Genomic DNA, 27,000 nt, shown 5'->3' on the forward strand with positions numbered 1-27,000 from the left:
GCCATTACGCGGTAAGCTTTACGTGGATACTTAAACAGGAGGTTTTATGAACAGAACGATTCTTGTACCCATCGATATTTCAGACTCAGAATTAACTCAACGCGTTATTGCCCATGTTGAAGCAGAAGCAAAGATCGACGATGCGCAGGTTCATTTTTTGACCGTTATTCCGTCCTTGCCCTATTACGCTTCCCTGGGACTGGCCTACTCGGCAGAGTTACCGGCCATGGACGATCTGAAAGCCGAAGCGAAATCTCAACTGGAAGAGATTATCAAGAAGTTCAATATCCCAACGGACAGAGTGCACGTTCATGTCGCAGAAGGTGCGCCGAAAGATAAGATTCTGGAGATCGCCAAAAAATTACCGGCCGATATGGTCATTATTGCCTCACACCGACCTGACATCACCACCTACCTGCTGGGCTCTAACGCCGCGGCTGTAGTGCGTCACGCGGAGTGTTCGGTACTGGTAGTCCGCTAAGCTGTCTGGCCCGCACATCGCTGCGGGCTTTTTGTTTCTCCCTCATTTTCCCCACGATTCCTGATCGAAGCATACAAGGCCATTTCAGTATCGCTATGTCGTGACATCATTACGCCCTCTCTTGAAACCCGGATAAAAACAGAGTATAAATACTGTATATACATCCAGCAAAAAGAGCGATAAGCAATGTTCGTGGAACTCGTTTATGACAAAAGGAATTTTGATGGTCTGCCCGGTGCAAAAGATATCATTCTGGGCGAGTTAACTAAGAGGGTTCACCGGATCTTCCCCGATGCTGATGTTCGGGTTAAACCGATGATGACACTGCCGGCGATCAATACTGACGCCAGCAAGCATGAGAAAGAACAGATAAGCCGAACTGTGCAGGAAATGTTTGAAGAGGCTGATATGTGGCTGGTTTCAGATTAAACGCCTTGAACCGTCATATTGCTTAAGTACCATCCGCTGTGACTGGCAATCATTCAATACTCGCACTATCGGATGTTTGCCGGTTGGCCGCAGCCATGCTCTTGCATACGGCATGGTTGCGGCAGTTCGCCACACCCTGCGTTTTTCGCTCCCTGACATTGCTCGTTGATAGTTCAGAACTGAATTATCTGGCGGTGAACTGCTCCACAATTTTCTTCAGCGCTTCAATATCTGCTTTCAGCTGATTAATTGCTTCCTGTCCGGGACCATGTACCTTTATTCAATCGTTCGGTTCACAGTTTATTCTGGTCTGGTCACGGAGAGCAAAAATCTTACTACTCTATGAGTAGCATCGGTGCCAGATAGAACGCAGCTGTAAAACGTGCTGGTATTCGTCGCCGTAATCCGTACCATACGCGGCATACTTTTGCCTGCTGGCTGTAATCGGCTGGAGCGAACCCATCATTTATAGCTAATCAGATGGGGCATGAAAACGCGCAAATAGTGTACGACGTCTACAGTACATGGATTGAAGAAATGAATGACGATCGGGTTGCAATGTTGAATAACCAACTAGCCCTGTGATTGAAGTTTGCCCATTACATGCCCCTTTTGGTTTTTGAGAACGGTAAGAATGCAAGATAATCAACAAGTTACAAAGAAAGAACAATACAACCTGAACAAACTGCAAAAACGTCTGCGTCGTAACGTGGGCGAAGCCATTGCCGATTTCAATATGATCGAAGACGGCGATCGCATTATGGTGTGCCTTTCCGGCGGGAAAGACAGCTATACCATGCTGGAGATCCTGCGTAATTTGCAACAAAGCGCCCCGATCAGTTTTTCCTTAGTTGCGGTTAACCTCGATCAAAAACAACCCGGTTTCCCGGAGCACATTCTGCCAGAGTATCTGGAACAGCTGGGCGTTGAGTACAAGATTGTCGAAGAAAACACTTACGGGATCGTCAAAGACAAAATCCCTGAAGGCAAAACGACCTGCTCGCTCTGCTCTCGCCTGCGTCGCGGCATTCTGTACCGTACGGCAACCGAATTAGGAGCCACCAAGATTGCGCTCGGCCACCATCGCGACGACATCCTGCAAACGCTGTTTTTAAACATGTTCTACGGTGGGAAAATGAAAGGCATGCCGCCGAAGCTGATGAGTGATGACGGTAAGCACATCGTGATCCGCCCGCTGGCTTACTGCCGTGAGAAAGATATCGAGCGTTTCTCCGAAGCGAAAGGTTTCCCGATTATTCCGTGCAATCTGTGCGGCTCACAGCCTAACCTACAGCGTCAGGTCATTGCTGATATGTTGCGTGACTGGGACAAACGCTATCCAGGCCGCATTGAAACCATGTTCAGTGCGATGCAAAACGTTGTACCTTCACATCTGAGCGATATCAATCTGTTCGATTTTAAAGGCATTAAGCACGGTTCAGAGGTTGTGGACGGCGGGGATTTAGCGTTCGATCGTGAAGAGATCCCGCTGCAGCCTGCGGGCTGGCAGCCAGAAGAAGATGATGCTCAACTGGATGAGTTACGCCTGAACGTGGTGGAAGTGAAGTAAGCGTCTGTCAGGCCTACAACGTGCATAAGCGCCTGTAGGCCTGATAAGCGGAGCGCCATCAGGCGCCCCAACGGGTAGTTATTTCAATAACCGGACCCGGCAAGTCTTGCCTTTAATCTTACCGTTTTGTAATTGCTTCCACGCCTTATGCGCTATGTTCTGGCGAACGGCGACATAGACGTGTGCCGGATGAACGGCAATTTTGCCGATATCAGCACCATCCAGACCAATATCACCGGTCAGAGCCCCCAGAACATCACCAGGGCGCATTTTCGCTTTTTTACCACCATCAATGCATAATGTCGCCATCTCTGCTTCCAGCGGCAGGATTGAGCCGTTAGCTGGCGCAGTTAGCCAGGTCAGCTTCAGTTGCAGCATTTCAGAAAGAATGTTGGCACGCTGCGCTTCTTCCGGCGCACAGAAGCTAATCGCCAGACCGCTGTTGCCGGCACGCGCGGTACGTCCGATACGATGGACGTGTACTTCCGGATCCCACGCCAGTTCGAAGTTAACTACCAGCTCAAGTGATTTGATATCCAGGCCACGTGCGGCCACATCGGTTGCGACCAGGACGCGCGCGCTACCGTTGGCAAAACGAACCAGCGTCTGATCGCGATCGCGCTGTTCCAGGTCGCCATGTAATGACAGTGCGCTTTGCCCTGCCGCATTCAGTGCATCACAAACTGCCTGACAATCTTTTTTGGTGTTACAAAAAACCACGCACGATGCGGGTTGATGCTGGCTGAGTAGCTTTTGCAGCAGCGGAATTTTTCCGTGGCTGGAGGTTTCGAAAAACTGCTGTTCAATCGCCGGTAACGCATCGACCGTATCAATTTCAATCGTTAATGGATTTTGCTGTACCCGGCCACTGATAGCAGCAATGGCTTCCGGCCAGGTTGCGGAAAACAGCAAAGTCTGACGTGACGCAGGCGCAAAGCGAATGACATCATCAATCGCATCGCTAAAGCCCATATCCAGCATGCGGTCGGCTTCATCCATAACCAGCGTATTCAGGGCATCCAGAGAAACGGTGCCTTTTTGCAGGTGGTCAAGTAAACGACCCGGTGTGGCAACAATAATATGTGGTGCATGTTGCAGGGAGTCACGCTGTGCGCCAAAGGGTTGCCCACCGCACAGCGTTAAGATCTTGGTGTTTGGCAGGAAGCGCGCTAAACGACGCAGTTCACCCGCCACCTGGTCGGCAAGCTCGCGCGTTGGGCACAGCACCAGAGACTGCGTCTGAAACAGCGCGGCATCAATATGCTGTAATAACCCAAGACCAAAAGCAGCCGTTTTGCCACTGCCGGTTTTAGCCTGCACGCGAACATCTTTACCCGCCAGGATTGCCGGTAACGCAGCAGCCTGAACAGGCGTCATTTCAAGATAGCCCAGCTCGTTAAGATTCTCGAGTTGAGCAGCAGGTAAAACATTCAGGGTTGAAAAAGCGGTCACAATTTAATCTCGCGGTAAAAACTCACATTCAGCAGGCGCGTATCCTCGCAGATCTGTGCCCGTGATGCGACAATTTAATCGGTTCTTCATCCGGCGGCGGATCCGGCATGGGCTGCGGACGAGGTATAGGGTCGGGAATGGGAACCGGATCGGTCGGTAGCGAATCAGTGTTCGCAGTGGCAATCAGACAGGTCATATACCCCTCCAGTCATTCAGGTTGACTCTTTTAGGGTAGACGCTGATTTCCTGCAGGCAAAAAAAAGCCGACTAATCTAAGTCGGCGTCGTACGAATCAATTGTGCTATGCAGTAATTCAAAAAAGGAAGTAAGACAATATGGAGCGCAACGCCCATCGCTTGACGTTGCATTCACCTGCGAGAGAGATATTGCCCCGAATAGGTAGATGGTTTATTGACTTCGCTCAAAAATCAGGACGTTTTCATGCGCAAAAGCCACTAAAAAACGTTGTTGTTACAACCATTTACTACGGTGCAACCATAAAGTAACACCACCAATCAGGACCACTAACAGAATACAAAAAAGTGAGAAACCAAACTGCCAACCACCGCCGGGGATACCGCCAAGGTTAACGCCGAAAAGCCCAGTTAAAAATGTGCTGGGAAGAAAAACCATTGCCATCAATGACATTGTATACGTTCGGCGAGCCAGAGACTCCTGCATCACCTGCGCAATTTCATCCGCCATAATACCGGTCCGGGCAATACAGGCGTCTATTTCATCCAGCCCTCTCCCCAGCCTGTCAGCGATATCCTGCATCCGTCTCCGATGGTCGTCGGTCATCCAGGGTAAACGTTCACTCGCCAGACGGGCATAGACATCACGCTGTGGTGCCATATAACGGCGCATCACAATTAGCTGCTTACGCAGTAAAGCCAAAAAACCACGCGGTGGGATCTGCTGATCGAGCAGGTTATCTTCCAGATCAATAATCTTGTCGTGCAGCTGTTCGATAAATTCGCTGGCATGGTCGGTTAGCGCATCACAAACATCCACCAGCCAACTGCCACAATCAGCCGGTCCTGTCCCTTCCTGGAGATCGCTGACCACATCATCCAGTGCCAGCACTTTGCGCTGACGGGTTGAGACAATCAGACGTTCATCCATATATAAACGCATCGCCACAAGTTGGTCAGGACGCTCGTCGGTGCTGCCGTTAATACAGCGCAACGTGATCAAGGTACCTTCCCCTACTTTGCTTACGCGTGGTCGGGTGCTTTCGCCCGCCAGCGCATCACGCACATTGTTGGGAAGAAGAGGTGTTGTCGCCAACCATTGGGCGCTTTCAGGATGAGTGTAATTAAGGTGTAGCCAGCAGGGATGCTGACTATCAATTACATCATTATCGCTCAGCGGTTTTACGCCACCTCGACCATCCAGCAGCCAGGCAAACACGGCATCCGGCACATTAACATCCGTTCCCTTAATGGCTTCCACAGCGCCTCCACAAACATTCAGCTTTTTTCGTTAGTCTAGCTGTCAGAATATGTTAAGCAATATCTCATTGTCCCATTGTGCTGAAATGATTCATGAAAATATCTGATAATACAAAAAGCGCCGACGATTGCGACGCTTGCATCGAGATGTCCGGTTAAGCCCGCTGCCATCTCGCTGACTCAAGAGCGTTACTTAAGCGAAATTTATGTGTTCGCGACTGGAGATCAATCACCTGGTTTTTCAGGATACCTGAGGAATCAGAAAGCTCATCAACCATAATGGCATTACTTTGGGTTACATTCTCCAGTTCGGCCAGTGCATGAGTAATTCTGATAATTCCTTTCTCCTGCTCCTGTGTAGTGGTTAATATCTCGCCCATCAGTTGGTTTAATTGACCGGCACCACCGACAATATCATGCATATTTTTTTCTGCTTCACGCACAATAGCTGCACCTTGCTGAACATTTTGATGGGTTTGCGCAATCAGCTGCTTAATATTCTTAGCGGCATCCGCACTTCGGTGTGCAAGCATTCTGACCTCACCGGCCACCACGGAAAAACCTTTGCCATGTTCACCGGCCCTCGCCGCTTCCACGGCAGCATTCAATGCCAGAATATTTGTCTGGAATGCGATACCATCAATTAGCGTAATAATTTCCGTCATCTGCTGTGCACATTCGGTGATTGAACGCATATTTGTCGCAACCTGCACCATTAATTCGCCACCCTGAATGGCGCATTGCGTGGCAACTGTTGCCTGGACGCTGGCGATTTGCGTGTTGTCAGCATTATTTCGCGTATTAACGGCTATCTCATCCATATTAGCAGCCGTCTGCATCAATGCTCCGGATTGTTGTTCCGTTTTCACTGAAAGCTCGGCGCTGCGTTCCGCAAGCTGTTCAGAGAGCGCCATCGCCGTTTGCGAGGATGTTCTGATCTCATTAACGAGTGTTGAAATATTACTCGATAAACTATTGATGCCCGGTATTAGTCTACCTGCACAATTATTACCAAACTCTGGAATACTGATCGCCAGATTCCCAGACGTCACTTCCTCAATGCTCCTTTTTACCGTATTGATCGGCATAACCAGATATTTCGTCATATACCACCATAAGCATAATATAGAAATAACGCTTACCACATTTGTACCAATTATAATTTCCGGCGCGGCCGAGAAAATCATCTCAACAATATTGAGAGCAACTGCCGAAATGAGCAGAAATAAAATAATAAAGGTTCTGACGCTAATATCATTTAACATTTTAGTCCTGTGCACTAAGAAATTATGTAGATATTATTTTTTATAGCACCTGCAATGCAGAATGCCATTGCTCTGCGACGAAAGCTGAACTTTCAATGAGAGCCTGCAATCCTTTTACTTAAGGCAATAAATTACACCTTTTATTCCTGTTAGTTCAGTGTTTTATTCCATCAAATGGCTGTGATGGTGCCAGTCATCAGGTTATTGTGATGACAAGCACATGGAGAGCATAAAACACACAGAACTATAAATTTGGTGAATGTTTATATAAGTAATGGCTCGTTATTTTCACTATCTTCCTGTTTCCTCTAATACCAGTGTAAAAACATAAGAACATTCCCGGTTTTATCATGTTAACTGGACAAAACCTGCTAGATTTATTACCACGGCTTTTTTTCGATAGGTAGTATGATGTTGAACGTGTCGTGGGACCCTGTATTGATTGGGATTTCCTTTGTTGTCGCGTTTATTGCCTCTTTTATTGCTCTCGATAGTGCGGGCAAGGTGGCAATCTCCAATCGACGTGAATCAACCTTCTGGCGCCTGTCTGGCGGGGCTACGCTAGGGATGGGTATTTGGTCAATGCATTTTATAGGTATGCTGGCCATTAAAATGAGTATGCCGATCAATTACCATTTTTCGCTCACGGCATTTTCTTTCTTTATTGCGCTCATTTCTGCAACTCTCGCTATTAATATCGCCATTTCCGGTAATACGCTTTCAACAAAACGATTAGTCGTAGCCACAGGAATATTAAGCGCCGGCGTCGTCACCATGCACTACGTTGGCATGTATGCCATTATTGAGCATGTTGCCATCCTATGGAATCATTCGCTGATACTGCTCTCAGTGATGATTGCCATCGTTGCATCTGGTGTGGGTCTGTGGCTGGCGTTTCATTTGCGCCAAAATACCCGTCGAGCCCTGATCAATCGGCTTGTCGCCGCCCTTATTATGGCGCTGGCGATTGCCTCTATGCATTACACCGGGATGGGAGCGGCAACATTCACCCATTTTGGACACACAGTACACAATGGGCTCAGCACACTGGAACTCTCTGTCTGGGTCTGCGCCGTCACGCTGGTTATTTTGGGTATCATGCTGGTGGTGTCGATGGTGGATTCGCAATTGCGTACCTCCCGACTGGCTGACAACTTACATCAACTTAACTGCCAGCTTGAGCATCAGGTCCACTTCGACGCACTTACCGGACTTGCCAATCGCACACAGATAGATGCCTGCTTACAGGCCTGTTTGCAGCATTCCAAACTGCATCAGCATCAATTTGCTCTGGTATTCATCGACCTCGATCGCTTCAAAGTCGTTAACGATACCTGGGGACATCACATCGGCGATCAGTTGCTCATCGCCAGTACGCAGCGAATATACAGCTGCCTTGATGACACCATGACGCTGGCGAGGCTGGGGGGAGATGAGTTTATTCTTCTGGTTCCTGACTGCAATAAAAAGGATATCACCGCTCTGCTGACCCGGATTGCCGCTGCGATTGGCGATCCTTTCACGCTGTTTGGGTACACCATTCGGGTTTCGTTAAGTGCGGGAAGCAGTATTTATCCTGAGCATGGTTCCACGTTGCATGAGTTAAAAGTAAAGGCTGATATGGCGATGTATCATGTCAAACAGGCTGGCAGAAACGGTTGGGCTATTTATAGCCCGGAAATGGAAGCTATCGCCGATAAACCGCCGACATTTTTACAGGAACTGTCACAAGCACTGGAACACGATCAATTTGAGCTTTGGTATCAACCCAAATACACCGCCGGAGATCATTCCCTGACCGGTTTTGAAGCGTTATTACGCTGGCATCACCCGGAACGCGGCATGCTGTTACCCGCAGAGTTTCTGCCTGCGCTGGAAGAAACAGGCCTTATCATTCCGGTCGGGAAATGGGTTATCCAGCAGGCATGCCAGCAGTTACATCAATGGAAGTTACAGGGCCATGCGGAATGGACCCTCGCCGTTAATCTTTCCCCTTCCCAGTTTGAACAACATGACATCGTTGATGTGGTTTGCAGCGCCCTTGCACAATATCAACTATCACCTGCATATCTCACGCTGGAATTGACTGAAAGTACAGCACTTAAAAATTTAAAACGTAGCGCTGAAGTCTTAAATGCATTTTCAGCTTTAGGGATCACCGTTTCAATTGATGATTTCGGTACCGGTTATTCAAATATATTGATGTTGAAGTCTCTTCCGGCACAGGAATTAAAAATTGACAGAGTATTTGTTAAAGATATCAGCGAGAACAGCAAAAATACAAAGATTGTGTCTACTATTATTGACATAGCCCACTCCATGAATATGCAAGTAGTGGCTGAAGGAATAGAGACCCAGGAGCAGGAAATGCTCCTGACCCAGATGGGATGTGGCGTGCTGCAAGGTTTCTTGTTTGCAAAACCGTTGCCTGCGCATCAGATCCATGAATTGATTCCAACGGAAAGTAACATTAAGCAGCAGCGAATCGTACAGTCTTTGTCTCCTCAACAATCAATAACATTATGAGACTGTAATATAAAAAACAGATGCCATTAAACGGGCTACACAGCAGATAAAGATAACGGGATTATCGATGAGCACAACCGAGCTGCATTCACTGGATTTATTAACCCTGCCGGTGTGGATTGTTTCGCCGCATACCGAAGAACTGGTGTTCGCTAATACCGTTGCACGGGAACTGATGCAAGCCCCCTGCTTTTCTCTACTCCGCAAGGGCATATTTTCAACTCATGCCCAAAATGATTTAACCATGTATCTCAGCGATTTGAGAAATCATCACGACATTGTAGAAATCCTTACGGTTTGCCGCGAAGGTGAAGACGTCGCGATGGCCAGCCGCCTGTCCATCCGCTCTCTGCCGGAATCAGGTGACGTTATTCTTTTCGAAGGCATTGAAACACCGACTTCACAAGGTCTGAAAGCGAGCCGTTCAGCGAATTATCAGCGAAAAAAACAGGGATTTTACGCGCGTTTTTTCCAGACTAACTCGGCCCCAATGTTGCTTATCGATCCGTCCCGTGATGGGCTTATCGTTGATGCAAATCTCAGTGCACTAAATTTTTATGGCTATAGCCATGATACGATGTGTCAGAAACATACATGGGAAATCAATACGCTGGGCCGTCATATACTCCCGGTGATGCATGAAATCGCCCATCTTCCCGGTGGCCATAAACCTTTGCATTTTGTGCATAAACTGGCAGACGGCACATCCCGTCACGTACAAACCTACGCCGGGCCAATTGAAATCTACGGTAATAAGCTCATGCTGTGCATTATTCATGATATTACCGAGCAAAAACGGCTGGAACAGGAGCTTGAGCGTGCGGCCCTGCGTGACGCCTTAACGGGATTGCTTAACCGCCGACATTTTTATCAGGTAACCGAGCCGGAACAGACCCACGCGATGTCATTGACACAGGATTACAGCCTGCTGTTGATCGACACCGATCGCTTTAAAAGCATTAACGATCTTTTTGGTCATTTAAAAGGTGATGAGGTACTTTGCGCTCTGGCACGCACACTGGAATCCTGTGCAAGAAAGGATGATCTGATTTTTCGCTGGGGAGGTGAAGAATTTGTGCTGCTGCTGCCGCGAACCTCGTTAGATATTGCCCTCAATCTCGCAGAAGTGATACGGGCGACGGTGGCCAAAGTGACTCTCCCGGGCCTTCCCCGCTTTACCGTCAGCATTGGCGTAGCTCGGCACGAAACAAATGAAAGCATCGATGAGCTATTCAAACGCGTTGACGACGCGTTGTACAAAGCCAAGAACGAAGGCAGGAACAGAGTGCTGGCCGCCTGATGTTTACGTCGTTCAGCGACTGCGTTTAGCGTGACGCTCCCAGTTGTCCTGTTTTGCCTGTGCGGTTTTACGCAATGCCACATAACATGCCCCGCTGCCGCCATGATGCGGCAGTGCGGCGCAGTATGCTTGCACGTCGTCAAATTCCGTCAACCAGCGCGCCACGTAGCTGCGAACAATATTGGCATGGGAGTTATCGTCACGTCCCTTGCCGTGTATCACCAGCACGTTACGCAACCCTTCCTGCTGCGCCTGCAGAATAAAGCTAAAGAGCATCTGGCGACATGTTTCAACAGGTTGGCGAATAAGATTAAGGCTCGCCTGCTGCGGGTATTTTCCGTTTCGCAGCTTGTCGGTCACGCCGTTCTGTAAACCTTCGCGACGAAACTCGAGCGGCACATTCAACGGGACAATATCGAGAAATCCCGTCGAGAGAAAATTATCCAGTTGTAGCGTATCGATACGCGCCGGAGTGCGAAGATTACGCATGGGCTGCCAGTGCACATCGGCATGGTTTTTCAGCGGTTGAACATCCCCCATTGCGTCAAGAAACAGCGATGCATCATCAAGGTTCATGTTTCATCCTCCAGCGTATTGCGACGGGCATTATCATAACCGCGCACTATTATACCGACAACTGTACTGGTAACGGTTTACGATTATTTCCAATAATTAACCGGATCCTCCGCGCTGAACCGATCTACCCACGACAAGTTGATATCCGTTTTTAGGGGTATAGCTGCGACGGTCACTGGCGTGATAATGTGTAGCCTCGCCTGAATGCTGTAATGAGAGAAACGGATGCTTAACTTACTGGAAGACACCATCGACACGCCGCTGGGCCCGCTGTGGGTTATTTGTGATGAGCAATTTCGCCTGCGCGCAGTGGAATGGGATCAGCACAGCGATCGCATGGAACAATTGCTTGATATTCATTACCGTACAGAAGGTTATCAGCGCATTGCCGCCAAAAATCCTGGTGGATTAAGCGACAAACTCTCTGAGTATTTTGCCGGAAACCTCAGCATCATTGACACGCTGGAAACGGCAACCGCTGGGACGCCTTTCCAGCGTGAAGTCTGGCAAGCATTACGCACTATCCCCTGCGGGCAGGTCATGCATTATGGTCAGTTGGCCGAACAGTTGGGGCGCCCCGGCGCTGCAAGAGCCGTCGGCGCTGCTAATGGCTCCAATCCAGTAAGCATTGTGGTTCCCTGTCATCGCGTCATTGGACGTAACGGCACCATGACCGGATATGCCGGCGGTGTACAACGAAAAGAGTGGTTATTGCGCCACGAAGGTTATTTGCTACTCTAGATTCCAGGCAATTAATGCCTTATTGATCACACTTCCGCATAATGCGACCCTAAATTAAGTGTGGTTAATCAAGCAGATACAAACATTCGCTCCAGTTATGCCTGAATTATTCTCTATTGGGAGTAGCTCAGGCTTACGTGCTCACCAAAAAGATGTTAAAATTGACAAATATCAATTACGGCTTGAGCAGACCTATGATCCCGGAAAAGCGAATTATACGGCGCATTCAGTCTGGCGGTTGTGCTATCCATTGCCAGGATTGCAGCATCAGCCAGCTTTGCATCCCGTTCACACTTAACGAGCATGAGCTTGACCAGCTCGATAACATCATCGAGCGCAAAAAGCCTATCCAAAAAGGGCAGACGCTCTTTAAAGCAGGTGATGAGCTTAAATCACTCTACGCTATCCGCTCCGGAACGATAAAAAGCTATACCATTACCGAACAAGGCGATGAGCAAATTACCGGTTTCCATCTGGCGGGTGACCTGGTAGGTTTTGACGCCATTGGCAGCGGCCATCACCCGAGCTTTGCTCAGGCGTTGGAAACCTCAATGGTATGCGAAATTCCTTTCGAAACCCTTGATGACCTGTCCGGTAAGATGCCGAACCTGCGTCAGCAGATGATGCGTCTGATGAGTGGCGAAATCAAAGGCGACCAGGATATGATTCTGTTGCTGTCGAAGAAAAACGCTGAAGAGCGCCTGGCGGCCTTTATCTACAATCTGTCTCGTCGCTTCGCCCAGCGTGGGTTCTCGCCTCGTGAATTCCGCCTGACCATGACCCGTGGCGACATCGGTAACTACCTCGGTCTGACGGTTGAAACCATCAGCCGCCTGCTGGGTCGTTTCCAGAAAAGCGGCATGCTGGCGGTGAAAGGCAAATATATCACTATTGAGAACAGCGACGCGCTGGCAGTTCTTGCCGGCCACACGCGTAACGTTGCGTAATCTTTCCGCAAGCCTCTCTGTTATCCTTCTGTCAAATCGCTAAATTTTCCCGATTTATTGATCTGGCAGGAGGTTATTCCCTGTTTTAATAATCAACTTGTAATGTGTGCACCCGCCGTTTATCCATACTCAGACAAAGGAATGTTATGAATCATATTCACAGGGAAAGCACCTGCGCGCGTTTGCAATTAAACTCAAGCCTGGACCATGAGCTTGATGGCTATAAATGGGCACGTGACCATGTCGGTCAATCTGGTGCTGCCATCTACCGACTTTACGACAAAGTGGATGCCCCTGAATTATATCTGAAGCAAGGTAACGGTAGCGTTGCCAATGATATTACGGATGAAATGGTCAGGCTCATCTGGTTGAAAGATTACATCCCGCTGCCAAACGTTAAGCATTTTTCCCGAACGCCTGACGTAGCATTGCTACTCACCACGGCAATACCAGGGAAAACTGCCTTCCAGATGTTAGAAGAGCACCCTGATATGAGTAATGATATTGTTGATACTATGGCGACATTTTTGCGTCGGTTACATGCCATTCCAGTAAATAGCTGCCCCTTTAACAGCAATCACCAATTTCGTCTCACACTGGCACAAAACCGGATGAAAAATAATCTTGTTGATGCCGAGGATTTTGATGATGAACGCAATGGCTGTTCTGTTGAACAGGTCTGGGAAAAGATGCACACTCTTTTGCCCTTCTCATCTGTTCCTGTTGTTACTCATGGTGACTTTTCACTGGATAACATTATTTTTTGTAATGATGAAATAGTGGGGTGTCTTGATGTGGGACGAGTTGGCATCGCCGATCAATACCAGGATCTCGCTATTCTCTGGAACTGCCTCGGTGAATTTTCACATTCACTGCAAAACAGGCTTTTTCAACAATATGGCATTCCTCAACCCGACGAGAAAAAATTGCAGTTTCACTTGATGCTTGATGAGTTTTTTTAAATTTACAGCGATTACTGCCAAAGCGAGCGGAAGAGTCGGTGCACTACAGGCTGAGAAAAATTGTTTAAATTGAGCGGGATGTAGATAAAAGCTGGAGATTTCCCCAATTTATTGATCTGGCTAGAGGTTCTCCCCTGTTTCAAACCACATTATTGGGTTACTCTTTTAGTTACAAACTGCGATGACAGTTGTAAGGAGACCCTGTATGGCTATGTATAAAAATATGCTGGTCGTCATCGACCCTAACCAGGACGATCAACCAGCATTACGGCGAGCTGTTTATTTGCATCAACGGATTGGTGGAAAAATTAAAGCCTTTTTGCCAATCTATGACTTTTCCTATGAGATGACTACCCTGCTGTCGCCTGATGAGCGTACGGCAATGCGTCAGGGAGTCATCAGCCAGCGAACTGCATGGATACGTGAACAAGCGAAATACTATATCGAAGCAGGGATCCCTCTGGAGATTAAAGTGGTCTGGCATAACCGACCCTTTGAAGCCATCATCCAGGAAGTCATCAGCGCCAGGCATGACCTGGTCCTCAAGATGGCGCACCAACACGACCGCCTCGAAGCCGTAATATTTACGCCAACCGACTGGCATTTATTGCGTAAATGTCCAAGTCCGGTATGGATGGTGAAAGACCAGCCATGGCCTGAAGGGGGTAAAGCACTGGTTGCCGTAAACCTCGCCAGTGAAGAGGCTTATCACAACGCGCTCAATGAAAAACTGGTCAAAGAGACGCTACAGCTTGCAGAACAGGTTAACCATACCGAAGTGCATCTGGTAGGCGCCTACCCTGTCACACCAATCAACATCGCGATTGAACTGCCTGAATTTGATCCCAGCGTTTATAACGACGCAATCCGTGGACAGCATCTGCTGGCCATGAAGGCACTACGCCAGAAATTCAGTATTGATGAGAAAGTGACGCACGTTGAAAAAGGCTTACCTGAAGAGGTCATTCCTGATTTAGCCGAGCACTTGCAGGCGGGTATTGTGGTATTGGGGACCGTCGGACGTACCGGTATTTCTGCTGCGTTTCTTGGTAATACCGCGGAACAGGTTATCGATCATCTACGCTGTGACCTGCTGGTCATCAAGCCGGATGAATATCAGACGCCAGTTGAACTGGACGACGAAGAAGACGATTAACCACACAATGAAATGCCGGATGGCGATATCATCCGGCATTTTAAACGCCTAGTGTTGCTCCTCACCGCCGAGGAAATAGATACCAAGCGGGATAGCCAACAGAATCGTAAACACCATGCTGTAGACACAAATCATTGCAGATTGAATGGCGTACATTGAAGCGGTCCAGTCGGATAGCGGAATGTCATATTGTTCAATAACGCCACCGATCGTCGCTCGCGTCACGACCGACGCTGCGATAATAAACACTCCAAGCAGGCACAACAGAAACTTCCGTCCCTTCGCTGTTTTCAGCTTAGCCATGATCATAGTACTGTCCTTTTGCAAATGAAAAACCTTGTTACTTTGCGCTAACAATACCATGACATCAACTGACTGTCTGCTACATAAACCGCATACAGGGTTGACGTCAACGTTATTTCGCTGAAAATAGCGCTGATTGCATTATTTATCTCTCCTTTTGATTAATGATCTGACCGCCTTAACTGAGTAAAATATCTGGGGATTAGGATGTCAGATGATATTTAGCTAACACGGAGTTGCCAGGAAGAATCATGATCGCTGAACTATTTATGAATAATGCGTTTAATTTGACGGTAATTCTTAGCTGCTGTGCCGCGCTGGTCCTGATGAGCGTCTGGTATCATCGTGGAGAGCGTCGCTGCAAAGGATTCATATTTCATGCCGCACAATTTTTTGTCTATGCCATTATCATTGGGACGTTTGGCAGCATTGCTAATAACGTTATCGAAAGTTACAGCCTGAAATTTATCTCCCCCAGCGTGGTCGACTTTATCTGCACCTCGTTGATTGCGTTGATCCTGACCATCAAACTTTTTCTGGTGATTAATCAGTTTGAAAAGACGCAGATTAATAAAGGCAGAGATATCACCAGCGCGAGGATCCTGTCGCGTATCATCAAGATTACCATCGTGGTTGCCATCATTTTACTGTATGGCGAACACTTCGGTATGAGCTTATCCGGCCTGTTAACCTTTGGCGGTATTGGCGGTATCGCAGTGGGTATGGCGGGGAAAGATATTCTGAGCAACTTTTTCTCAGGCATTATGCTCTATTTCGACAGACCGTTTAGCATAGGCGATTGGATCCGCTCCCCGGACCGCAATATTGAAGGCACGGTAGCAGAAATTGGCTGGCGAATGACTAAAATAAACACCTTCGACCATCGTCCGTTGTATGTGCCAAACTCGATTTTCTCCTCCATCAGCGTAGAAAACCCAGGGCGCATGACCAACCGGCGAATTAAAACGGTGATCGGGTTACGATATGAGGATGCCGATAAAGTCGGTGCCGTTGTCGAGTCGGTCAGAGAAATGCTGCAAAACCATCCTGGAATAGACCAGAAACAAACTCTGTTGGTCTATTTTAATGAATTTGCCGATTCATCGTTGAATATCATGGTGTATTGCTTCACGAAAACCACCGTCTGGAAGGAATGGCTCGCGGTACAGCAAGACGTTTATTTAAAGATTATCACGATAGTCCAGGCAAACGGCGCCGACTTTGCATTCCCCAGCCAGACGCTGTATATGGATAATCCTGAAGCATCGCCATTGACACACTAACAAAAGAAAAGACGCGGAAATCCGCGTCTTTTTTGTACTTATTTCAATGAGGCAATATCAATTACAAAGCGGTATTTCACATCGCTTTTCAACATCCGCTGCCAGGCACGATTAATATCCTGAATATCGATCACTTCGACATCGGCGGTAATACCATGCTGACCGCAAAAATCCATCATCTCCTGCGTTTCAGCAATGCCGCCGATAACTGAACCCGCCACAGACCTACGCCCAAGGATCAGGGGAACCGTATTCAGAAACGGATCCAACGCACCAAGATAACCGACCAGCACCAGCGTACCGCTTAGCGCCAGGGTTGGGATATAAGGGTTCAGGTCATGAACGTAGGGCACAGTATCGATAATCAGATCAAACTGATTCGCTGTCGCTTTCATCTGTTCACTGTCAGTGGAAAGCACAACGTGACTGGCACCCAAACGTCTGGCATCAGCTTCTTTGCCCGGTGAATGCGTAAACAGCGTAACTTCCGCGCCCAGCGCATTTGCAAGTTTGATTGCCATATGCCCGAGTCCACCCAGACCGACAACCGCGACTTTACTGCCCTCGCCTACCTGCCAGTGGCGCAGAGGCGACCATGTTGTGATCCCGGCGCAAAGCAGCGGCGCCGCACCGCGTAAATCGATCCCTTCAGGGACCTTCACCACAAACTTTTCGGTAACGACAATTTTGTCAGAATAGCCGCCGAAAGTAGGCAGACCGTCATGACGGTCGATATCGTTATACGTTAGCGTGTTACCTTCTTCGCAATACTGCTCTAGCCCCTGCTCGCAGGCGCTACAGTGTTGACACGAATCAACCATGCAGCCGACCCCTGCGAGATCGCCCACTTTGAATTTTGTTACCGACTTACCAACATGCACCACGCGGCCAATGATCTCATGCCCTGGTACCATCGGATATTTAGCGCCGCCCCAATCGTTGTAGGCGTTGTGAATATCCGAGTGGCATACACCGCTGTATAAAATATCGATAACCACATCATCTTCACGCGGATCGCGACGAACAAAATTATGGGGGACTAAATCTTCTTTCACCGCCAGAGCAGCATAACCCTTCACATTCATGACCATTGAGATCTCCTCAGGGATTAGGTGTTACCAGAACCAGCATAGTTCAGGGCAGCAGGTTGTACTCAGCGTCGCTAACCGGTTCCAGCCATTCGTTCGACGCGCCAGGGGCCGGGATTTCCACGGCGATATGGGCAAACCAACTATCACGCGCGGCGCCGTGCCAGTGTTTCATTCCAGCCGGAATGTGCACGACATCGCCGGTTTTCAGCTCACGTGCCGGTTTATTCCACTCCTGATACCAACCTCTGCCACCGGTCACCAGCAATATTTGTCCACCCTCATGATGAACATGCCAGAAGTTACGACAACCCGGTTCAAATGCGACATTGCCAATTACCACGCCTTCCATGGAGAGCATGGTCAGATAGCTGTCGCCAGTGAAATACTTCGCATACGCTTCATTTTTCTCTCCACGTGGAAAGACGCTGTTACCATCAAATTGTTCGTTCATAGTGACTCCAGTATGGATAATGTCCGCGGTGTTCATACCAGACATTCATCAAGAACCGTACAGGCATTTTCCCCAATCCCGGCTCCACAGTGCTGTTCGAGTATCGTAATAAACTCACTGAGTTGCTCAGGGAGGATCCCGATGTTAAGGCATATCGCAAAATGGCTTTTCAGTTGGCTGTTAACGCCGCCCAGAACGGCCAGCGCCGAAACGGTCGCCCATTCACGGTCCTGCCAGTCAAGTACATCTCGCTGAAAAATATCGCCAAACAGATGTGCTTTAAGCCAGACATCAATAGCGGGTGCAAAGTCAAACAGCGGACCGCTTACAGGCTGTCCAACCAGTTGCGTCTGAGTTAGGCTCCCAGCCTGAACACTGTTCCAGTCTGCAGGTGGCGGCGTGGCCGTTCTACCTTCGTCGTCTGAAAGCCCTTTCTCGCTTCGACTTTTCACCACCGACATAAAGCAGGACAGGCCGTTCAGGCTGCGAGGGAAACCGCAGTATGCGTAGAGTTGTAGCAGGATCTCTTTTACTTCACTGAACGTGAGTCCCGCATCCAGTCCGGCGTTGAGCGCGACGTCCAACTTTTCCATCTGTCCTGTGGCAGTGAATGCCGCAATGGGGATGATTGCCTGTTGTCTGGCATCCAGTTGGTATTGCATATTCGACTCTCCAAAACGGTGGCAACATTGCACCACCGGGGGCTGAAAACAGTAAAATTATAGAGACTAGACGTGTCGGTGATTAGAGAGGAAAAGAAGGACAAACTTATGAGCTGTGCTCATCAATAATGAGCAGCAGGTACTCTTTATTTGCAGGTAACTGATTGAAGACTTACGCCACAATCTCGATTAAATTGCCGTCAGGATCTTTTATCACCGCTTCGTAATAACCATCGCCAGTAGTGCGCGGACCTGAGACTAATATCCCCTGTCCCTGCGCTTGCATTGCAATGGCATCAACACTTTCATTGCCGCCAACAGAAATGGCGAGGTGTACCCATCCGCAACGATTATTGTCAGGTTGCTGCCCAATAAGACCCGGTTTGGTCATTAACTCAATCGCAATTTCCTCGCCAATTTTGACAAAATAAGATTCAAACCCAGGATTGGTTTTACTGCGGTATTTCTCGTTGATCTTGCCGTCAAAAAACGAGACCCAGAAGCGAGCTTGCTGCTCGAGATCCTGTGTCCATAACGCCATATGCGCAATCTTCATAGCGAACCTCTTCCTGTTGTATCCAGAATAGTACGGCCCCTGTAAGGGATGTTGACATAGTTAATCATAATGCACGATCATGCACTTTATTGCTCGATGTTTATTTCACCTGGAGTATCTATGCTCGATTACGCCGCATTCCCGGAACAGCGCCAGGCGCTTATCTTTCAGATCCTGCAAGAAAACGGCAGGGTCATTTGTTCTGAACTTGCTAACCGATTAGGTGTTTCTGAACACACAATTCGTCGTGATTTGCATGAATTGAGCAAAGATGGCGTGTGTAAAAAAGTTTATGGTGGTGCGGTCATTACACTCCCTGAATCCGAAGACATCGACGTGCGCAAGAGTATTAATGTAGCCAAAAAGAGCAACATCGCGCAGAGATGTGCCCGACTGGTCAAATCCGGAAGCTGTATTTTTATCGACACGGGTAGCACCAATCTGGCGATGGCAGAAGCTCTGCCCGCCGAACTGGCGTTAACCGTGGTGACAAATTCACCGGAGATTGCCGCTGTTTTGCTAAAAAAACCGCTGTTTGAAGTCATTATGCTGGGTGGCGTGGTGCAGAGATCTTCAGGTGGGTGCGTGGGAGCTTCCGCCATCGCACAAGTGCAGGACATTTTATTCGATCAGGGGTTTATTGGCGGCTGCGCGATGTCGCCTGAATCCGGCTTAACGGGATTTGATTATGCGGATTGTGAATTCAAAAAAGCGGTGATTAAACAATGTAATGAAACTATCGTCGCGCTAACGGCTGAAAAAATCCCAGCCGTCGCCCGATATGTCGTTACCGAAAGCAGCAATATCGATGTGATTGTTGTAGAGGACAACATCAGCAAAGAGTACGCCACAGCGTTCCAGGCGCACGACATTCGAATTTATACCGTCTAACCGCGGTAGGCCCGCTGAAAATTTACTGTGCTAAACGTCGCTCCTGGTGTCAGCGCGGTGATCGCTGACAGATAATCCAGACGGATTTTTTGCTGGTTTTCAGATTGATCCACTACCAGAAATTCTTCTTTTTCCACGGTGGTACACGTCGTCAGCGCTTTAGCATCAAAACATGTGCCATCCGTTAGTTCAATGTGCAACCAATAGTGGTACATGCAGGCGATTTCCAGATAATCATGAAGATCGCAATCTATCGGGTGATACTCTTCGGTCGTTTTCATCACGCTACCTTCTCCAACGTCTTGTATATTCGGGAAATCGCCAACGCAACTTCCCGAACTTTCCAGCTATTTCAACGCTTCAATGGGAGCGCCGAAATTAATATGCAGCACATTGCCGTCAATCACCAGCGCCGGAACAGATTTCACGCCAGCCACTTCAGCCTCAGCAACCCGATCAGGTTGCTCTCCCAGATGAACCACATCGATTTCAACATCCGCAGACAAATGCTGCAAAAGTGTCTGTTCTGCGGAAACACAAACCGGGCAACCTGCATGATAGAAACGAGCTTTAGTCATGATACATCTCCTTTAAATTATAGTATCGATTCGATACTATAATTCATGCTACGCTGCTTTTACCCTTTGTCAATATAGTTTTTAATCGATACTATATGCCGAGGAGGATTTGTTATGCCCGACATGTCACTTTTCGACGTACTTGACCGGCTTTCCAGCCTGACAAGGATGTGGTTTCGCCAGCATCCTTTACTGGCGGATCTCCAGCCAGTACAACTTAGCGCGTTAATGTATCTGGCCCGTTGCAACCGTTATTCCAATACGCCGCTTGGCGTGACAGACTACCTCGGTCTCACCAAAGGTACCGTGTCACAATCGCTGAAGCTTTTGGAAAACAAAGGGTTGATTGTTCGTAAGCCGGATCACCGTGATAAACGTAGCGTCCATCTACACTTAAGTGAGTCGGCCAATAACTTACTGGAAGCCCTGCTGCCCCCCACGTTTTTAGTGGAGAGTGAATCGGCAATGGGTGAACGGGCGATCGTGCTCAGAGAGCTGCTGTTAGAACTGTTACGCGGGATCCAGAGGACCAACAATGTGCCTGGCTTTGGTCTTTGCCATAGCTGTCGGTTCCACCAAAAAATTGATGGTCAGGGATTTTGTAATCTGACGAAAGAGAGATTGAGTGAAGAAGATTCATTGCTGATTTGCCGGGAGCATCAGCCGCCGGAAACATAAAATGGTTGGTGCAAAATCACACCAGCCATTATCTCTGTTAGTGTTTGATTATAAATGAACATGGTATTTCATTGTTCTAAATGGATAAAATTACGAATACAGACAACCAATATCGTCAATTAATGTTGTTGTTTGCCGCGACGACTGTCCTTGCTGGCTATGGCTCTCACTACGATGAAGAGAAAGCGCTGGCCCGCAGTGCTCAAACTCAAGCGGCTAAAGAACAACATAACATCATCGCATAAGGCTTCAATTCTGTACTGAATGCCTGGAATTGTACTAACGCCAACGGGAGTGGTGAATCAATACTGGCTGTGCGAGGTATGATGAACGTGGTCAGGATATGCCTCTGATGATCACCCGTGCTGGCGTTAAAAACGCTATACAAGTACGACGCAGGAATGGTGGATGGTGGATGGTGTCCTATATTTAACCGACCCTAATGGTGAGTCTAAACATTTAGCCCGTTTTAAATGGGGGGCTTACGCTGATAGCTACGACATACTGGTCCTGCGAGATACAGACTTCGAGTCTGAGTTACATTGCAATCAGATTAAGGATCAATCCCTTAAATCCAAGAACTAGTGGCGAAAGTGATCCCTACCGTAGCGGAGGTCACCCCACTGGCAATTATGATTGGCTCAGACATAGTTATTCTGTGTGTAGAGGATCAGGCTTCACCGGCTGGATTTATCAACAAAGCACGTAGTGGTTGATTCCCGTGAGTCTGAAGTAGAAAAGGCCGACATATGGCGACCGCTAAACTTTGAATAGGATTTTCTCAATGAACTGCTTCGTGATAAATAATCTGTGCGCCCATACCTGAAATCAGCTTATCTACGCGAATATAATCCGTATAGAAAAAAGATGGAGCATCATCCCAGTGACAGAGTGCGATTTCACGCTTCAGATATGTGTCATAGTAGATAACATGAGCCTTACATGACCTGGTTTTTCCTCCAGATTGTGTTGGGTATCTCATCTTGAATCGGTAATTGTCACTCACATGCTTATTAGCTGATGAGATCATTAGTAACTCTGGAACGTTCCAAAAGATAAAAGTCAGGTACATCATAACGGTGAGGCAAACGCCAAAAAGCCTCTTAACCATACCTGCAGCGAACTTATTCTTTAGGTACACACGCCAAGCAATGAACATTCCTATTAGGAAGGAAGTCCCAACAATTACTGACTTATAAAGCCCCTCATCAAAAAGGTACGTGTCGTGAGTGATTTTGTCTGCCCATGCACACCAAATAACCCAAATGACTGCACAGCAGAATGAAATCAACTCTATCTTTGTTGGCAACCTTATTATCATTAATATTTTTCTCATCTTCCTTGCGAATACGCCCATAGAGTAATCTTCACCTGATTATCCCAGTCCAGCTGCGGTGCTGCTGGTAGTGGCATCCAATGACCCTCTTCCCGTCGCTCTGTTTCAAAGAAGCCATCATCCACTACGATTATACGAGAGGTGCTGGCGCTGAAATCCGCGCCAGCTCTGGTTTTAGATGAGGTTAACGAAGGTTATCAGGAGGGTGTATTCAACTAGTGCTTAACGATATACATTGTGCGGCTATAGGCCACATCTTCAGGGTTAGTAATCGGATACCCTTTCAGCCACGGTTTAATTAAACGCCCGTTGGTATACTGATAAATCGGTGCAATAGGTGCCTGTTCCATCAGAATTTTCTCCGCGGCGTTATAATCGGCATTGCGCGCTTTCTCTGTATTCTCCAGAGTTGCCTGGGTCAACACTTTGTCGTAAGCCGGATCATTAAAGCGGGAGATATTGCCCGTATGGGTCGATGTTAATAGCGACAAGAACGTAGAAGGCTCATTGTAGTCACCCACCCATGAGGCGCGGATCACATCAAAATTACCGGTATTACGGCTGTCGATATACGTTTTCCATTCCTGGTTCTGCAGTTTGACGTCAACACCGAGGTTCTTCTTCCACATAGAAGCCACTGCGATAGCAATCTTCTGATGATTTTCTGAGGTGTTGTACAGCAGCGTCAGTTTAAGCGGTTTCTGTGGGCCATAGCCCGCCGCACGCAGCAGCGTTTTTGCCTGCGCGTTCAGTTCTTCCTGACTCATTTGCTCAAACGGTGAAGGTTCCGGCACAAATCCTGCCGTTACATCCGGTGTAAAATGCCATGCCGGTTTCTCACCTGTACCCAATACCTTCTCCGCCATCAGACGACGATCGATAGTCATGCTGAGTGCCAGCCGCACGCGTGAATCGGCGGTCGGTCCCTTCTGGGTATTGAAAGCATAATAATAAGTACCAAGCTGCGGCGGGGTGTAAACCTGACCCGGGATATCCTTCAACAGTTTCTGATACATATTTTTCGGGAAGGATTCCGTGATATCAATATCACCAGCAAGATAGCGCTTGGTCGCAGCTGATTCCTGGTTGATCGGCAGGAAGGTGACTTTTTGCAGCACCGTTTTGGCGTTGTCCCAATAATGTGTGTTTGGTACCACTTCCAGTTTTTCGTTCACGACGCGATCTTTGAGCACATAGGCGCCGTTACCAATAAGATTGCCTGGTTTGGTCCACTCTTTGCCGCTCTCAACGTTAGCTTTTTGTACCGGATAGAATGCAAAACTCGCTGTCAGATTGGCAAACCAGGGCAGCGGTTTATCCAGTTGAACTTTCAATGTCCGTGCATCGACAGCACTAACGCCAAGTTTATCAGGCGTGGCTTTGCCATCGATAATAGCCTGAGCATTATTAATTCCCGCCAGCGCCGCAAACCAGGCAAACGGCGACAGCGTTTTTGGATCAACCAGACGCTGCCAGCTATAGACAAAATCCTGCGCCGTTACCGGCGTACCATCCGCCCATTGCGCATTGTCACGCAGCGTAAACGTCCAGATGCGGTTATCGTTACTCTTCCACTGGGTAGCGACGCCAGGTACGATCTCACCCTTCTCATTCTGGTTGACCAGCCCTTCAAATAGATCACGAATAACCTGTATTTCAGGCAACCCTACGGCTTTTGCCGGATCAAGCGACGCCGGTTCGTCTTTTATATGACGCACCAGTTCTTGTTTCTCTGCCAGTACCGTTCCGCTGGGAACATCAGCAGCCCAGGATAAAGAAATGCTGCTAACCAACAACGCACAACAGGTTACTGAAACAGAATGCTGCATAAGATACCCTCAATTCCGGCTACTAAGTGAATGTGTAATTATTTGTATCGCCAGCAGGAAATGCAATTAACTTCCGACAAGAAAGTGATATTACACCTGAAAAGATAAGTGTGTGAAAACGATTTGATTATCCATACATTTTGCACAACACTGCGAGTAACAATCCAAGCATTCAGAGATGACTATGACCGTTACCCGTCCCCGTGCCGAGCGCGGCGCATTCCCACCTGGAACCGAACATTACGGACGTTCATTGTTAGGCGCACCGCTAATCTGGTTTCCTGCACTGGCAGCCGATCGTGAAAGCGGCCTGATACTGGCGGGAACGCACGGCGACGAAAACTCCTCGATCGTTACCCTTTCTTGCGCATTGCGTACGCTTAACCCTTCCCTGCGTCGCCACCATGTGGTGCTGGCCGTAAACCCTGACGGTTGCCAGCTTGGGCTGCGCGCAAATGCGAACGGCGTCGATCTGAACCGTAATTTTCCCGCCGCAAACTGGAGAGCGGGCGAAACGGTGTATCGCTGGAACAGTAGCGCAGAAGAGCGTGATGTGGTGTTGTTGACCGGAGAAAGTCCGGGTTCGGAACCAGAAACCCAGGCGTTGTGTCAGCTTATTCACCGAATTCATCCCGCCTGGGTAGTCTCTTTTCACGATCCACTGGCCTGTATTGAAGATCCCAGAAGCAGCGAGCTGGGTGCGTGGCTGGCACAGTCGTTTGAATTGCCTCTGGTCACCAGCGTAGGTTATGAAACGCCCGGCTCTTTTGGTAGCTGGTGCGCAGACCTGAATTTACACTGCATAACCGCCGAATTTCCGCCCCTTTCATCGGATGAAGCGAGCGAAAAATACCTGCTGGCCATGTCCAATCTGCTGCGCTGGCACCCTAGAGATGGAGCTGCCCGGTCGTAAAATGCAGGGCTGGCTCCGCATCGCTGGCAAGCCAGGTAGGGCCATCAAGATCGGCAAAGTTAACCTGCGGCGTAAGCGGTAACGCCGCACCGATAGCCCGGGAGGTACACAGCATGCAGCCCAGCATCAGCGCAAATCCCTGCTCGCGGGCTTCCGTTGCCAGCGCCAGTGCTTCCGTCAGACCGCCTGTTTTGTCCAGTTTGATATTGACCATTTCATAGCGTCCGTGCAGCGCTTTCAGGCTGCTGCGAGTGTGGCAACTTTCATCTGCGCAGATGGGCAGCGGATGCACAAAATTCTCCAGCGCGGCATCATCCTGAGCCGGCAGCGGCTGCTCCAGCATTGCCACCCCTAAATCAGCCAACAGCTGACAGCGTGCCGCAAGGCCTTCTGCCCGCCAGGATTCATTGGCGTCGACAATAATCGTGGCGTCAGGAACAGCCGCACGAATGGCAACCATCCGCTCACTAATCAAGCGAGCATCCAGTTTAACTTTCAGCAGTTTTGCGCCATTTCCCCACAGCGCAGCCGCGCTCGCAGCCATTTGTTCCGGCGAGCCAATCACTACGGTTTGCGCCGTCGTCACCACTTCCGCCAGTTCACTTCCCACCAATTCCGCCAGCGACTTCTGCTGTTGACGCGCACTTAGATCCCACAACGCGCAGTCTACGGCATTTCGTGCAGCCCCTGCTGGCAGCAGCTTTTGCAGCTCTTCACGCGTCAGTCCGTTTTCCAGTTGTGGTGCAATGCTCATAATTTGCGCCAGGACAGAGGCATCGCTTTCACCGTAGCGTGGGTACGGTGTGCACTCGCCAATACCTGTGACGCCATTTTCTGTCAATTCGACGACAACCACATGCGCTTCGGTCCTGCTCCCACGGGCTATGACAAAGGGAGTGTGCAGCGGCCAGGCTTCCTCATATACCTTAACTGTTCTCATTTGTTTTCCTTAATGCAGTCCCTGAAGCGGATATCCGCAAATAGCGTTTGCCGTGTTAACTGTTGATGGCATAAACTAGCCTCGACGTTAACTATATGTAAACAGGAAGATAACCATGTCACAAACCGTTCATTTCCAGGGCAACCCGGTTGCAGTTGCCGGCTCCATTCCTCAGGCTGGAAGCAAAGCTCAGGCTTTTACCCTTGTGGCTAAAGACCTGTCTGACGTTACGCTGGGCCAGTTTGCAGGCAAGCGCAAAGTGCTGAATATTTTCCCAAGCATCGATACTGGCGTTTGCGCGGCATCGGTACGTAAGTTTAACCAACTGGCGACAGAAATCGACAATACCGTCGTACTGTGTATTTCGGCCGACCTGCCATTCGCCCACTCTCGTTTTTGCGGCGCGGAAGGTCTGAGCAACGTTATCACGCTGTCCACCCTGCGCAACGCAGAATTCCTGAAAAACTACGGTGTTGAAATCGCTGAAGGCCCGCTGAAAGGTCTGGCCGCACGTGCCGTAGTTGTTATCGATGAAAATGACAATGTTGTTTTCAGCCAACTGGTCAATGAAATCACCAACGAACCAGACTACACAGCAGCGCTGGACGTTCTGAAAGCGTAAGCTGCGTT

General features: G+C 48.7%; 30 protein-coding genes and 1 pseudogene. 16 read left to right on the top strand and 15 right to left on the bottom strand.

The features are described 5' to 3' along the window. Nucleotides 1–46: 46 nt before the first annotated feature. From uspF to ttcA, 4 genes and pseudogenes are all read left to right on the top strand, one after another. On the top strand, nucleotides 47–481 hold the full coding sequence (gene uspF, locus OGY68_RS18535; protein WP_003833207.1) for a universal stress protein UspF: 435 nt from the start codon (nucleotides 47–49) through the stop codon (nucleotides 479–481). 186 nt (nucleotides 482–667) lie between these two features. Further along, nucleotides 668–910: a DinI family protein gene (locus OGY68_RS18540; protein ID WP_003840850.1), complete on the top strand. Its 243-nt coding sequence runs from the start codon at nucleotides 668–670 to the stop codon at nucleotides 908–910. Nucleotides 911–1,225: 315 nt separating this feature from the next. After that, nucleotides 1,226–1,495: pseudogene (locus OGY68_RS18545) on the top strand (tyrosine-type recombinase/integrase); the annotation flags it as partial. 49 nt (nucleotides 1,496–1,544) lie between these two features. Beyond that, nucleotides 1,545–2,480 (top strand): tRNA 2-thiocytidine(32) synthetase TtcA, encoded by a 936-nt coding sequence (gene ttcA / locus OGY68_RS18550; RefSeq protein WP_032943567.1) that lies wholly within the window; start codon nucleotides 1,545–1,547, stop codon nucleotides 2,478–2,480. Nucleotides 2,481–2,558: 78 nt separating this feature from the next. On the opposite strand, the gene dbpA is transcribed toward ttcA, so the two are convergent. The 4 genes from dbpA to OGY68_RS18570 form a co-directional block, all read right to left on the bottom strand. Further along, nucleotides 2,559–3,932, bottom strand: a complete 1,374-nt coding sequence (gene dbpA / locus OGY68_RS18555) for an ATP-dependent RNA helicase DbpA (RefSeq protein WP_057067384.1) — start codon at nucleotides 3,930–3,932, stop codon at nucleotides 2,559–2,561. Between the two features lie 28 nt (nucleotides 3,933–3,960). After that, nucleotides 3,961–4,128, bottom strand: a complete 168-nt coding sequence (ynaL, locus tag OGY68_RS18560) for a proline-rich small protein YnaL (RefSeq protein ID WP_100247256.1) — start codon at nucleotides 4,126–4,128, stop codon at nucleotides 3,961–3,963. Between the two features lie 275 nt (nucleotides 4,129–4,403). Then, nucleotides 4,404–5,387, bottom strand: a complete 984-nt coding sequence (gene zntB, locus OGY68_RS18565; protein ID WP_057067383.1) for a zinc transporter ZntB — start codon at nucleotides 5,385–5,387, stop codon at nucleotides 4,404–4,406. Nucleotides 5,388–5,541: 154 nt separating this feature from the next. Beyond that, on the bottom strand, nucleotides 5,542–6,651 hold the full coding sequence (locus OGY68_RS18570; protein WP_032943572.1) for a methyl-accepting chemotaxis protein: 1,110 nt from the start codon (nucleotides 6,649–6,651) through the stop codon (nucleotides 5,542–5,544). A 411-nt stretch (nucleotides 6,652–7,062) separates the two neighbouring features. On the opposite strand from OGY68_RS18570, the gene OGY68_RS18575 reads away from it, so the two are divergent. After that, nucleotides 7,063–9,177 carry a putative bifunctional diguanylate cyclase/phosphodiesterase gene (locus tag OGY68_RS18575; protein WP_286617464.1) on the top strand — a complete coding sequence of 705 codons (2,115 nt, stop codon included), beginning with the start codon at nucleotides 7,063–7,065 and terminating at the stop codon, nucleotides 9,175–9,177. Nucleotides 9,178–9,244: 67 nt separating this feature from the next. After that, the gene (locus tag OGY68_RS18580; RefSeq protein ID WP_008784893.1) at nucleotides 9,245–10,477 is read left to right on the top strand and encodes a GGDEF domain-containing protein; all 1,233 of its coding nucleotides are present in this window, start codon (nucleotides 9,245–9,247) and stop codon (nucleotides 10,475–10,477) included. A 12-nt stretch (nucleotides 10,478–10,489) separates the two neighbouring features. Here OGY68_RS18580 and smrA read toward each other — a convergent pair whose 3' ends face one another. Next, on the bottom strand, nucleotides 10,490–11,053 hold the full coding sequence (gene smrA, locus OGY68_RS18585) for a DNA endonuclease SmrA (RefSeq protein WP_032943576.1): 564 nt from the start codon (nucleotides 11,051–11,053) through the stop codon (nucleotides 10,490–10,492). A 225-nt stretch (nucleotides 11,054–11,278) separates the two neighbouring features. Between smrA and ogt the strand changes: the two genes are divergently transcribed. The 4 genes from ogt (at nucleotide 11,279) to uspE (ending at nucleotide 14,859) form a co-directional block, all read left to right on the top strand. Then, a complete protein-coding gene (ogt, locus tag OGY68_RS18590) occupies nucleotides 11,279–11,794 on the top strand; it encodes a methylated-DNA--[protein]-cysteine S-methyltransferase (RefSeq protein ID WP_057067381.1) in 516 nt (171 codons plus the stop codon). 194 nt (nucleotides 11,795–11,988) lie between these two features. After that, complete coding sequence (fnr, locus tag OGY68_RS18595) at nucleotides 11,989–12,741, top strand: fumarate/nitrate reduction transcriptional regulator Fnr (protein WP_003020397.1); 753 nt, start codon at nucleotides 11,989–11,991, stop codon at nucleotides 12,739–12,741. Nucleotides 12,742–12,887: 146 nt separating this feature from the next. Then, entirely contained in the window at nucleotides 12,888–13,703 is an 816-nt protein-coding gene (locus tag OGY68_RS18600) for an APH(3')-I family aminoglycoside O-phosphotransferase (RefSeq protein WP_234103841.1), read from the top strand. A 205-nt stretch (nucleotides 13,704–13,908) separates the two neighbouring features. Then, complete coding sequence (gene uspE, locus OGY68_RS18605; RefSeq protein WP_003833229.1) at nucleotides 13,909–14,859, top strand: universal stress protein UspE; 951 nt, start codon at nucleotides 13,909–13,911, stop codon at nucleotides 14,857–14,859. A gap of 48 nt (nucleotides 14,860–14,907) precedes the next feature. Here the strand turns inward: uspE and OGY68_RS18610 are convergent, their stop codons facing one another. Further along, nucleotides 14,908–15,168: a DUF2534 family protein gene (locus tag OGY68_RS18610; protein ID WP_003020403.1), complete on the bottom strand. Its 261-nt coding sequence runs from the start codon at nucleotides 15,166–15,168 to the stop codon at nucleotides 14,908–14,910. Nucleotides 15,169–15,413: 245 nt separating this feature from the next. Here OGY68_RS18610 and OGY68_RS18615 point away from each other — a divergent pair, with 245 nt between their 5' ends. Next, nucleotides 15,414–16,445, top strand: a complete 1,032-nt coding sequence (locus OGY68_RS18615; RefSeq protein ID WP_003840804.1) for a mechanosensitive ion channel family protein — start codon at nucleotides 15,414–15,416, stop codon at nucleotides 16,443–16,445. A 38-nt stretch (nucleotides 16,446–16,483) separates the two neighbouring features. On the opposite strand, the gene OGY68_RS18620 is transcribed toward OGY68_RS18615, so the two are convergent. From OGY68_RS18620 to OGY68_RS18635, 4 genes are all read right to left on the bottom strand, one after another. After that, nucleotides 16,484–17,536 carry an NAD(P)-dependent alcohol dehydrogenase gene (locus OGY68_RS18620; protein WP_057067379.1) on the bottom strand — a complete coding sequence of 351 codons (1,053 nt, stop codon included), beginning with the start codon at nucleotides 17,534–17,536 and terminating at the stop codon, nucleotides 16,484–16,486. 43 nt (nucleotides 17,537–17,579) lie between these two features. Further along, the gene (locus OGY68_RS18625; protein WP_020996378.1) at nucleotides 17,580–17,987 is read right to left on the bottom strand and encodes a cupin domain-containing protein; all 408 of its coding nucleotides are present in this window, start codon (nucleotides 17,985–17,987) and stop codon (nucleotides 17,580–17,582) included. Nucleotides 17,988–18,019: 32 nt separating this feature from the next. Further along, nucleotides 18,020–18,649 carry a carboxymuconolactone decarboxylase family protein gene (locus OGY68_RS18630; protein WP_057067378.1) on the bottom strand — a complete coding sequence of 210 codons (630 nt, stop codon included), beginning with the start codon at nucleotides 18,647–18,649 and terminating at the stop codon, nucleotides 18,020–18,022. Nucleotides 18,650–18,821: 172 nt separating this feature from the next. Beyond that, nucleotides 18,822–19,205, bottom strand: a complete 384-nt coding sequence (locus OGY68_RS18635) for a VOC family protein (protein ID WP_057067377.1) — start codon at nucleotides 19,203–19,205, stop codon at nucleotides 18,822–18,824. Between the two features lie 120 nt (nucleotides 19,206–19,325). On the opposite strand from OGY68_RS18635, the gene OGY68_RS18640 reads away from it, so the two are divergent. Further along, the gene (locus tag OGY68_RS18640; protein ID WP_008784903.1) at nucleotides 19,326–20,096 is read left to right on the top strand and encodes a DeoR/GlpR family DNA-binding transcription regulator; all 771 of its coding nucleotides are present in this window, start codon (nucleotides 19,326–19,328) and stop codon (nucleotides 20,094–20,096) included. Here OGY68_RS18640 and OGY68_RS18645 read toward each other — a convergent pair. Together OGY68_RS18645 and OGY68_RS18650 are read right to left on the bottom strand one after the other, a co-directional pair. Further along, nucleotides 20,093–20,377, bottom strand: coding sequence for a Rho-binding antiterminator (locus OGY68_RS18645; RefSeq protein ID WP_057067376.1), 285 nt, complete (start codon nucleotides 20,375–20,377; stop codon nucleotides 20,093–20,095). The two genes, OGY68_RS18640 and OGY68_RS18645, sit on opposite strands and share 4 nt — an antisense overlap. 66 nt (nucleotides 20,378–20,443) lie before the next feature. Next, nucleotides 20,444–20,674, bottom strand: a complete 231-nt coding sequence (locus tag OGY68_RS18650; protein ID WP_008784905.1) for a glutaredoxin family protein — start codon at nucleotides 20,672–20,674, stop codon at nucleotides 20,444–20,446. Between the two features lie 114 nt (nucleotides 20,675–20,788). On the opposite strand from OGY68_RS18650, the gene OGY68_RS18655 reads away from it, so the two are divergent. Both OGY68_RS18655 and OGY68_RS18660 read left to right on the top strand, forming a co-directional pair. Next, the gene (locus OGY68_RS18655) at nucleotides 20,789–21,352 is read left to right on the top strand and encodes a MarR family winged helix-turn-helix transcriptional regulator (RefSeq protein WP_032943585.1); all 564 of its coding nucleotides are present in this window, start codon (nucleotides 20,789–20,791) and stop codon (nucleotides 21,350–21,352) included. An 80-nt stretch (nucleotides 21,353–21,432) separates the two neighbouring features. After that, nucleotides 21,433–21,597 carry a hypothetical protein gene (locus tag OGY68_RS18660; protein WP_158654536.1) on the top strand — a complete coding sequence of 55 codons (165 nt, stop codon included), beginning with the start codon at nucleotides 21,433–21,435 and terminating at the stop codon, nucleotides 21,595–21,597. A gap of 536 nt (nucleotides 21,598–22,133) precedes the next feature. Here OGY68_RS18660 and OGY68_RS18665 read toward each other — a convergent pair. Beyond that, entirely contained in the window at nucleotides 22,134–22,709 is a 576-nt protein-coding gene (locus OGY68_RS18665) for a hypothetical protein (protein WP_048235285.1), read from the bottom strand. A gap of 194 nt (nucleotides 22,710–22,903) precedes the next feature. Further along, nucleotides 22,904–24,517, bottom strand: coding sequence for a murein tripeptide ABC transporter substrate-binding protein MppA (gene mppA, locus OGY68_RS18670; protein WP_008784907.1), 1,614 nt, complete (start codon nucleotides 24,515–24,517; stop codon nucleotides 22,904–22,906). 184 nt (nucleotides 24,518–24,701) lie between these two features. Here mppA and mpaA point away from each other — a divergent pair, with 184 nt between their 5' ends. Further along, entirely contained in the window at nucleotides 24,702–25,430 is a 729-nt protein-coding gene (gene mpaA / locus OGY68_RS18675) for a murein tripeptide amidase MpaA (RefSeq protein ID WP_057067374.1), read from the top strand. Here the strand turns inward: mpaA and ycjG are convergent. Next, on the bottom strand, nucleotides 25,405–26,370 hold the full coding sequence (ycjG, locus tag OGY68_RS18680) for an L-Ala-D/L-Glu epimerase (protein ID WP_008784909.1): 966 nt from the start codon (nucleotides 26,368–26,370) through the stop codon (nucleotides 25,405–25,407). The genes mpaA and ycjG overlap by 26 nt on opposite strands. Before the next feature lie 115 nt (nucleotides 26,371–26,485). Between ycjG and tpx the strand changes: the two genes are divergently transcribed. Next, nucleotides 26,486–26,992, top strand: coding sequence for a thiol peroxidase (gene tpx, locus OGY68_RS18685; protein ID WP_003020437.1), 507 nt, complete (start codon nucleotides 26,486–26,488; stop codon nucleotides 26,990–26,992). Nucleotides 26,993–27,000: the final 8 nt, after the last annotated feature.

It is taken from the genome of Citrobacter sp. Cpo065 (assembly GCF_030332805.1).
Taxonomy (GTDB): Bacteria; Pseudomonadota; Gammaproteobacteria; order Enterobacterales; family Enterobacteriaceae; genus Citrobacter; species Citrobacter portucalensis.

Coding starts and splice junctions, on each gene's coding strand:
- smrA (WP_032943576.1), bottom strand. CDS start 11,053: ATGAACCTTGATGATGCATCGCTGTTTCTTGACGCAATGGGGGATGTT.
- OGY68_RS18615 (WP_003840804.1), top strand. CDS start 15,414: ATGATCGCTGAACTATTTATGAATAATGCGTTTAATTTGACGGTAATT.
- ogt (WP_057067381.1), top strand. CDS start 11,279: ATGCTTAACTTACTGGAAGACACCATCGACACGCCGCTGGGCCCGCTG.
- ynaL (WP_100247256.1), bottom strand. CDS start 4,128: ATGACCTGTCTGATTGCCACTGCGAACACTGATTCGCTACCGACCGAT.
- OGY68_RS18635 (WP_057067377.1), bottom strand. CDS start 19,205: ATGAAGATTGCGCATATGGCGTTATGGACACAGGATCTCGAGCAGCAA.
- OGY68_RS18660 (WP_158654536.1), top strand. CDS start 21,433: ATGGATAAAATTACGAATACAGACAACCAATATCGTCAATTAATGTTG.
- OGY68_RS18600 (WP_234103841.1), top strand. CDS start 12,888: ATGAATCATATTCACAGGGAAAGCACCTGCGCGCGTTTGCAATTAAAC.
- mppA (WP_008784907.1), bottom strand. CDS start 24,517: ATGCAGCATTCTGTTTCAGTAACCTGTTGTGCGTTGTTGGTTAGCAGC.
- uspE (WP_003833229.1), top strand. CDS start 13,909: ATGGCTATGTATAAAAATATGCTGGTCGTCATCGACCCTAACCAGGAC.
- OGY68_RS18650 (WP_008784905.1), bottom strand. CDS start 20,674: ATGACTAAAGCTCGTTTCTATCATGCAGGTTGCCCGGTTTGTGTTTCC.
- OGY68_RS18575 (WP_286617464.1), top strand. CDS start 7,063: ATGTTGAACGTGTCGTGGGACCCTGTATTGATTGGGATTTCCTTTGTT.
- OGY68_RS18665 (WP_048235285.1), bottom strand. CDS start 22,709: ATGGGCGTATTCGCAAGGAAGATGAGAAAAATATTAATGATAATAAGG.
- uspF (WP_003833207.1), top strand. CDS start 47: ATGAACAGAACGATTCTTGTACCCATCGATATTTCAGACTCAGAATTA.
- OGY68_RS18640 (WP_008784903.1), top strand. CDS start 19,326: ATGCTCGATTACGCCGCATTCCCGGAACAGCGCCAGGCGCTTATCTTT.
- OGY68_RS18580 (WP_008784893.1), top strand. CDS start 9,245: ATGAGCACAACCGAGCTGCATTCACTGGATTTATTAACCCTGCCGGTG.
- tpx (WP_003020437.1), top strand. CDS start 26,486: ATGTCACAAACCGTTCATTTCCAGGGCAACCCGGTTGCAGTTGCCGGC.
- OGY68_RS18630 (WP_057067378.1), bottom strand. CDS start 18,649: ATGCAATACCAACTGGATGCCAGACAACAGGCAATCATCCCCATTGCG.
- OGY68_RS18625 (WP_020996378.1), bottom strand. CDS start 17,987: ATGAACGAACAATTTGATGGTAACAGCGTCTTTCCACGTGGAGAGAAA.
- mpaA (WP_057067374.1), top strand. CDS start 24,702: ATGACCGTTACCCGTCCCCGTGCCGAGCGCGGCGCATTCCCACCTGGA.
- OGY68_RS18610 (WP_003020403.1), bottom strand. CDS start 15,168: ATGATCATGGCTAAGCTGAAAACAGCGAAGGGACGGAAGTTTCTGTTG.
- OGY68_RS18540 (WP_003840850.1), top strand. CDS start 668: ATGTTCGTGGAACTCGTTTATGACAAAAGGAATTTTGATGGTCTGCCC.
- OGY68_RS18570 (WP_032943572.1), bottom strand. CDS start 6,651: ATGTTAAATGATATTAGCGTCAGAACCTTTATTATTTTATTTCTGCTC.
- ttcA (WP_032943567.1), top strand. CDS start 1,545: ATGCAAGATAATCAACAAGTTACAAAGAAAGAACAATACAACCTGAAC.
- OGY68_RS18655 (WP_032943585.1), top strand. CDS start 20,789: ATGCCCGACATGTCACTTTTCGACGTACTTGACCGGCTTTCCAGCCTG.
- OGY68_RS18620 (WP_057067379.1), bottom strand. CDS start 17,536: ATGGTCATGAATGTGAAGGGTTATGCTGCTCTGGCGGTGAAAGAAGAT.
- ycjG (WP_008784909.1), bottom strand. CDS start 26,370: ATGAGAACAGTTAAGGTATATGAGGAAGCCTGGCCGCTGCACACTCCC.
- OGY68_RS18645 (WP_057067376.1), bottom strand. CDS start 20,377: ATGAAAACGACCGAAGAGTATCACCCGATAGATTGCGATCTTCATGAT.
- fnr (WP_003020397.1), top strand. CDS start 11,989: ATGATCCCGGAAAAGCGAATTATACGGCGCATTCAGTCTGGCGGTTGT.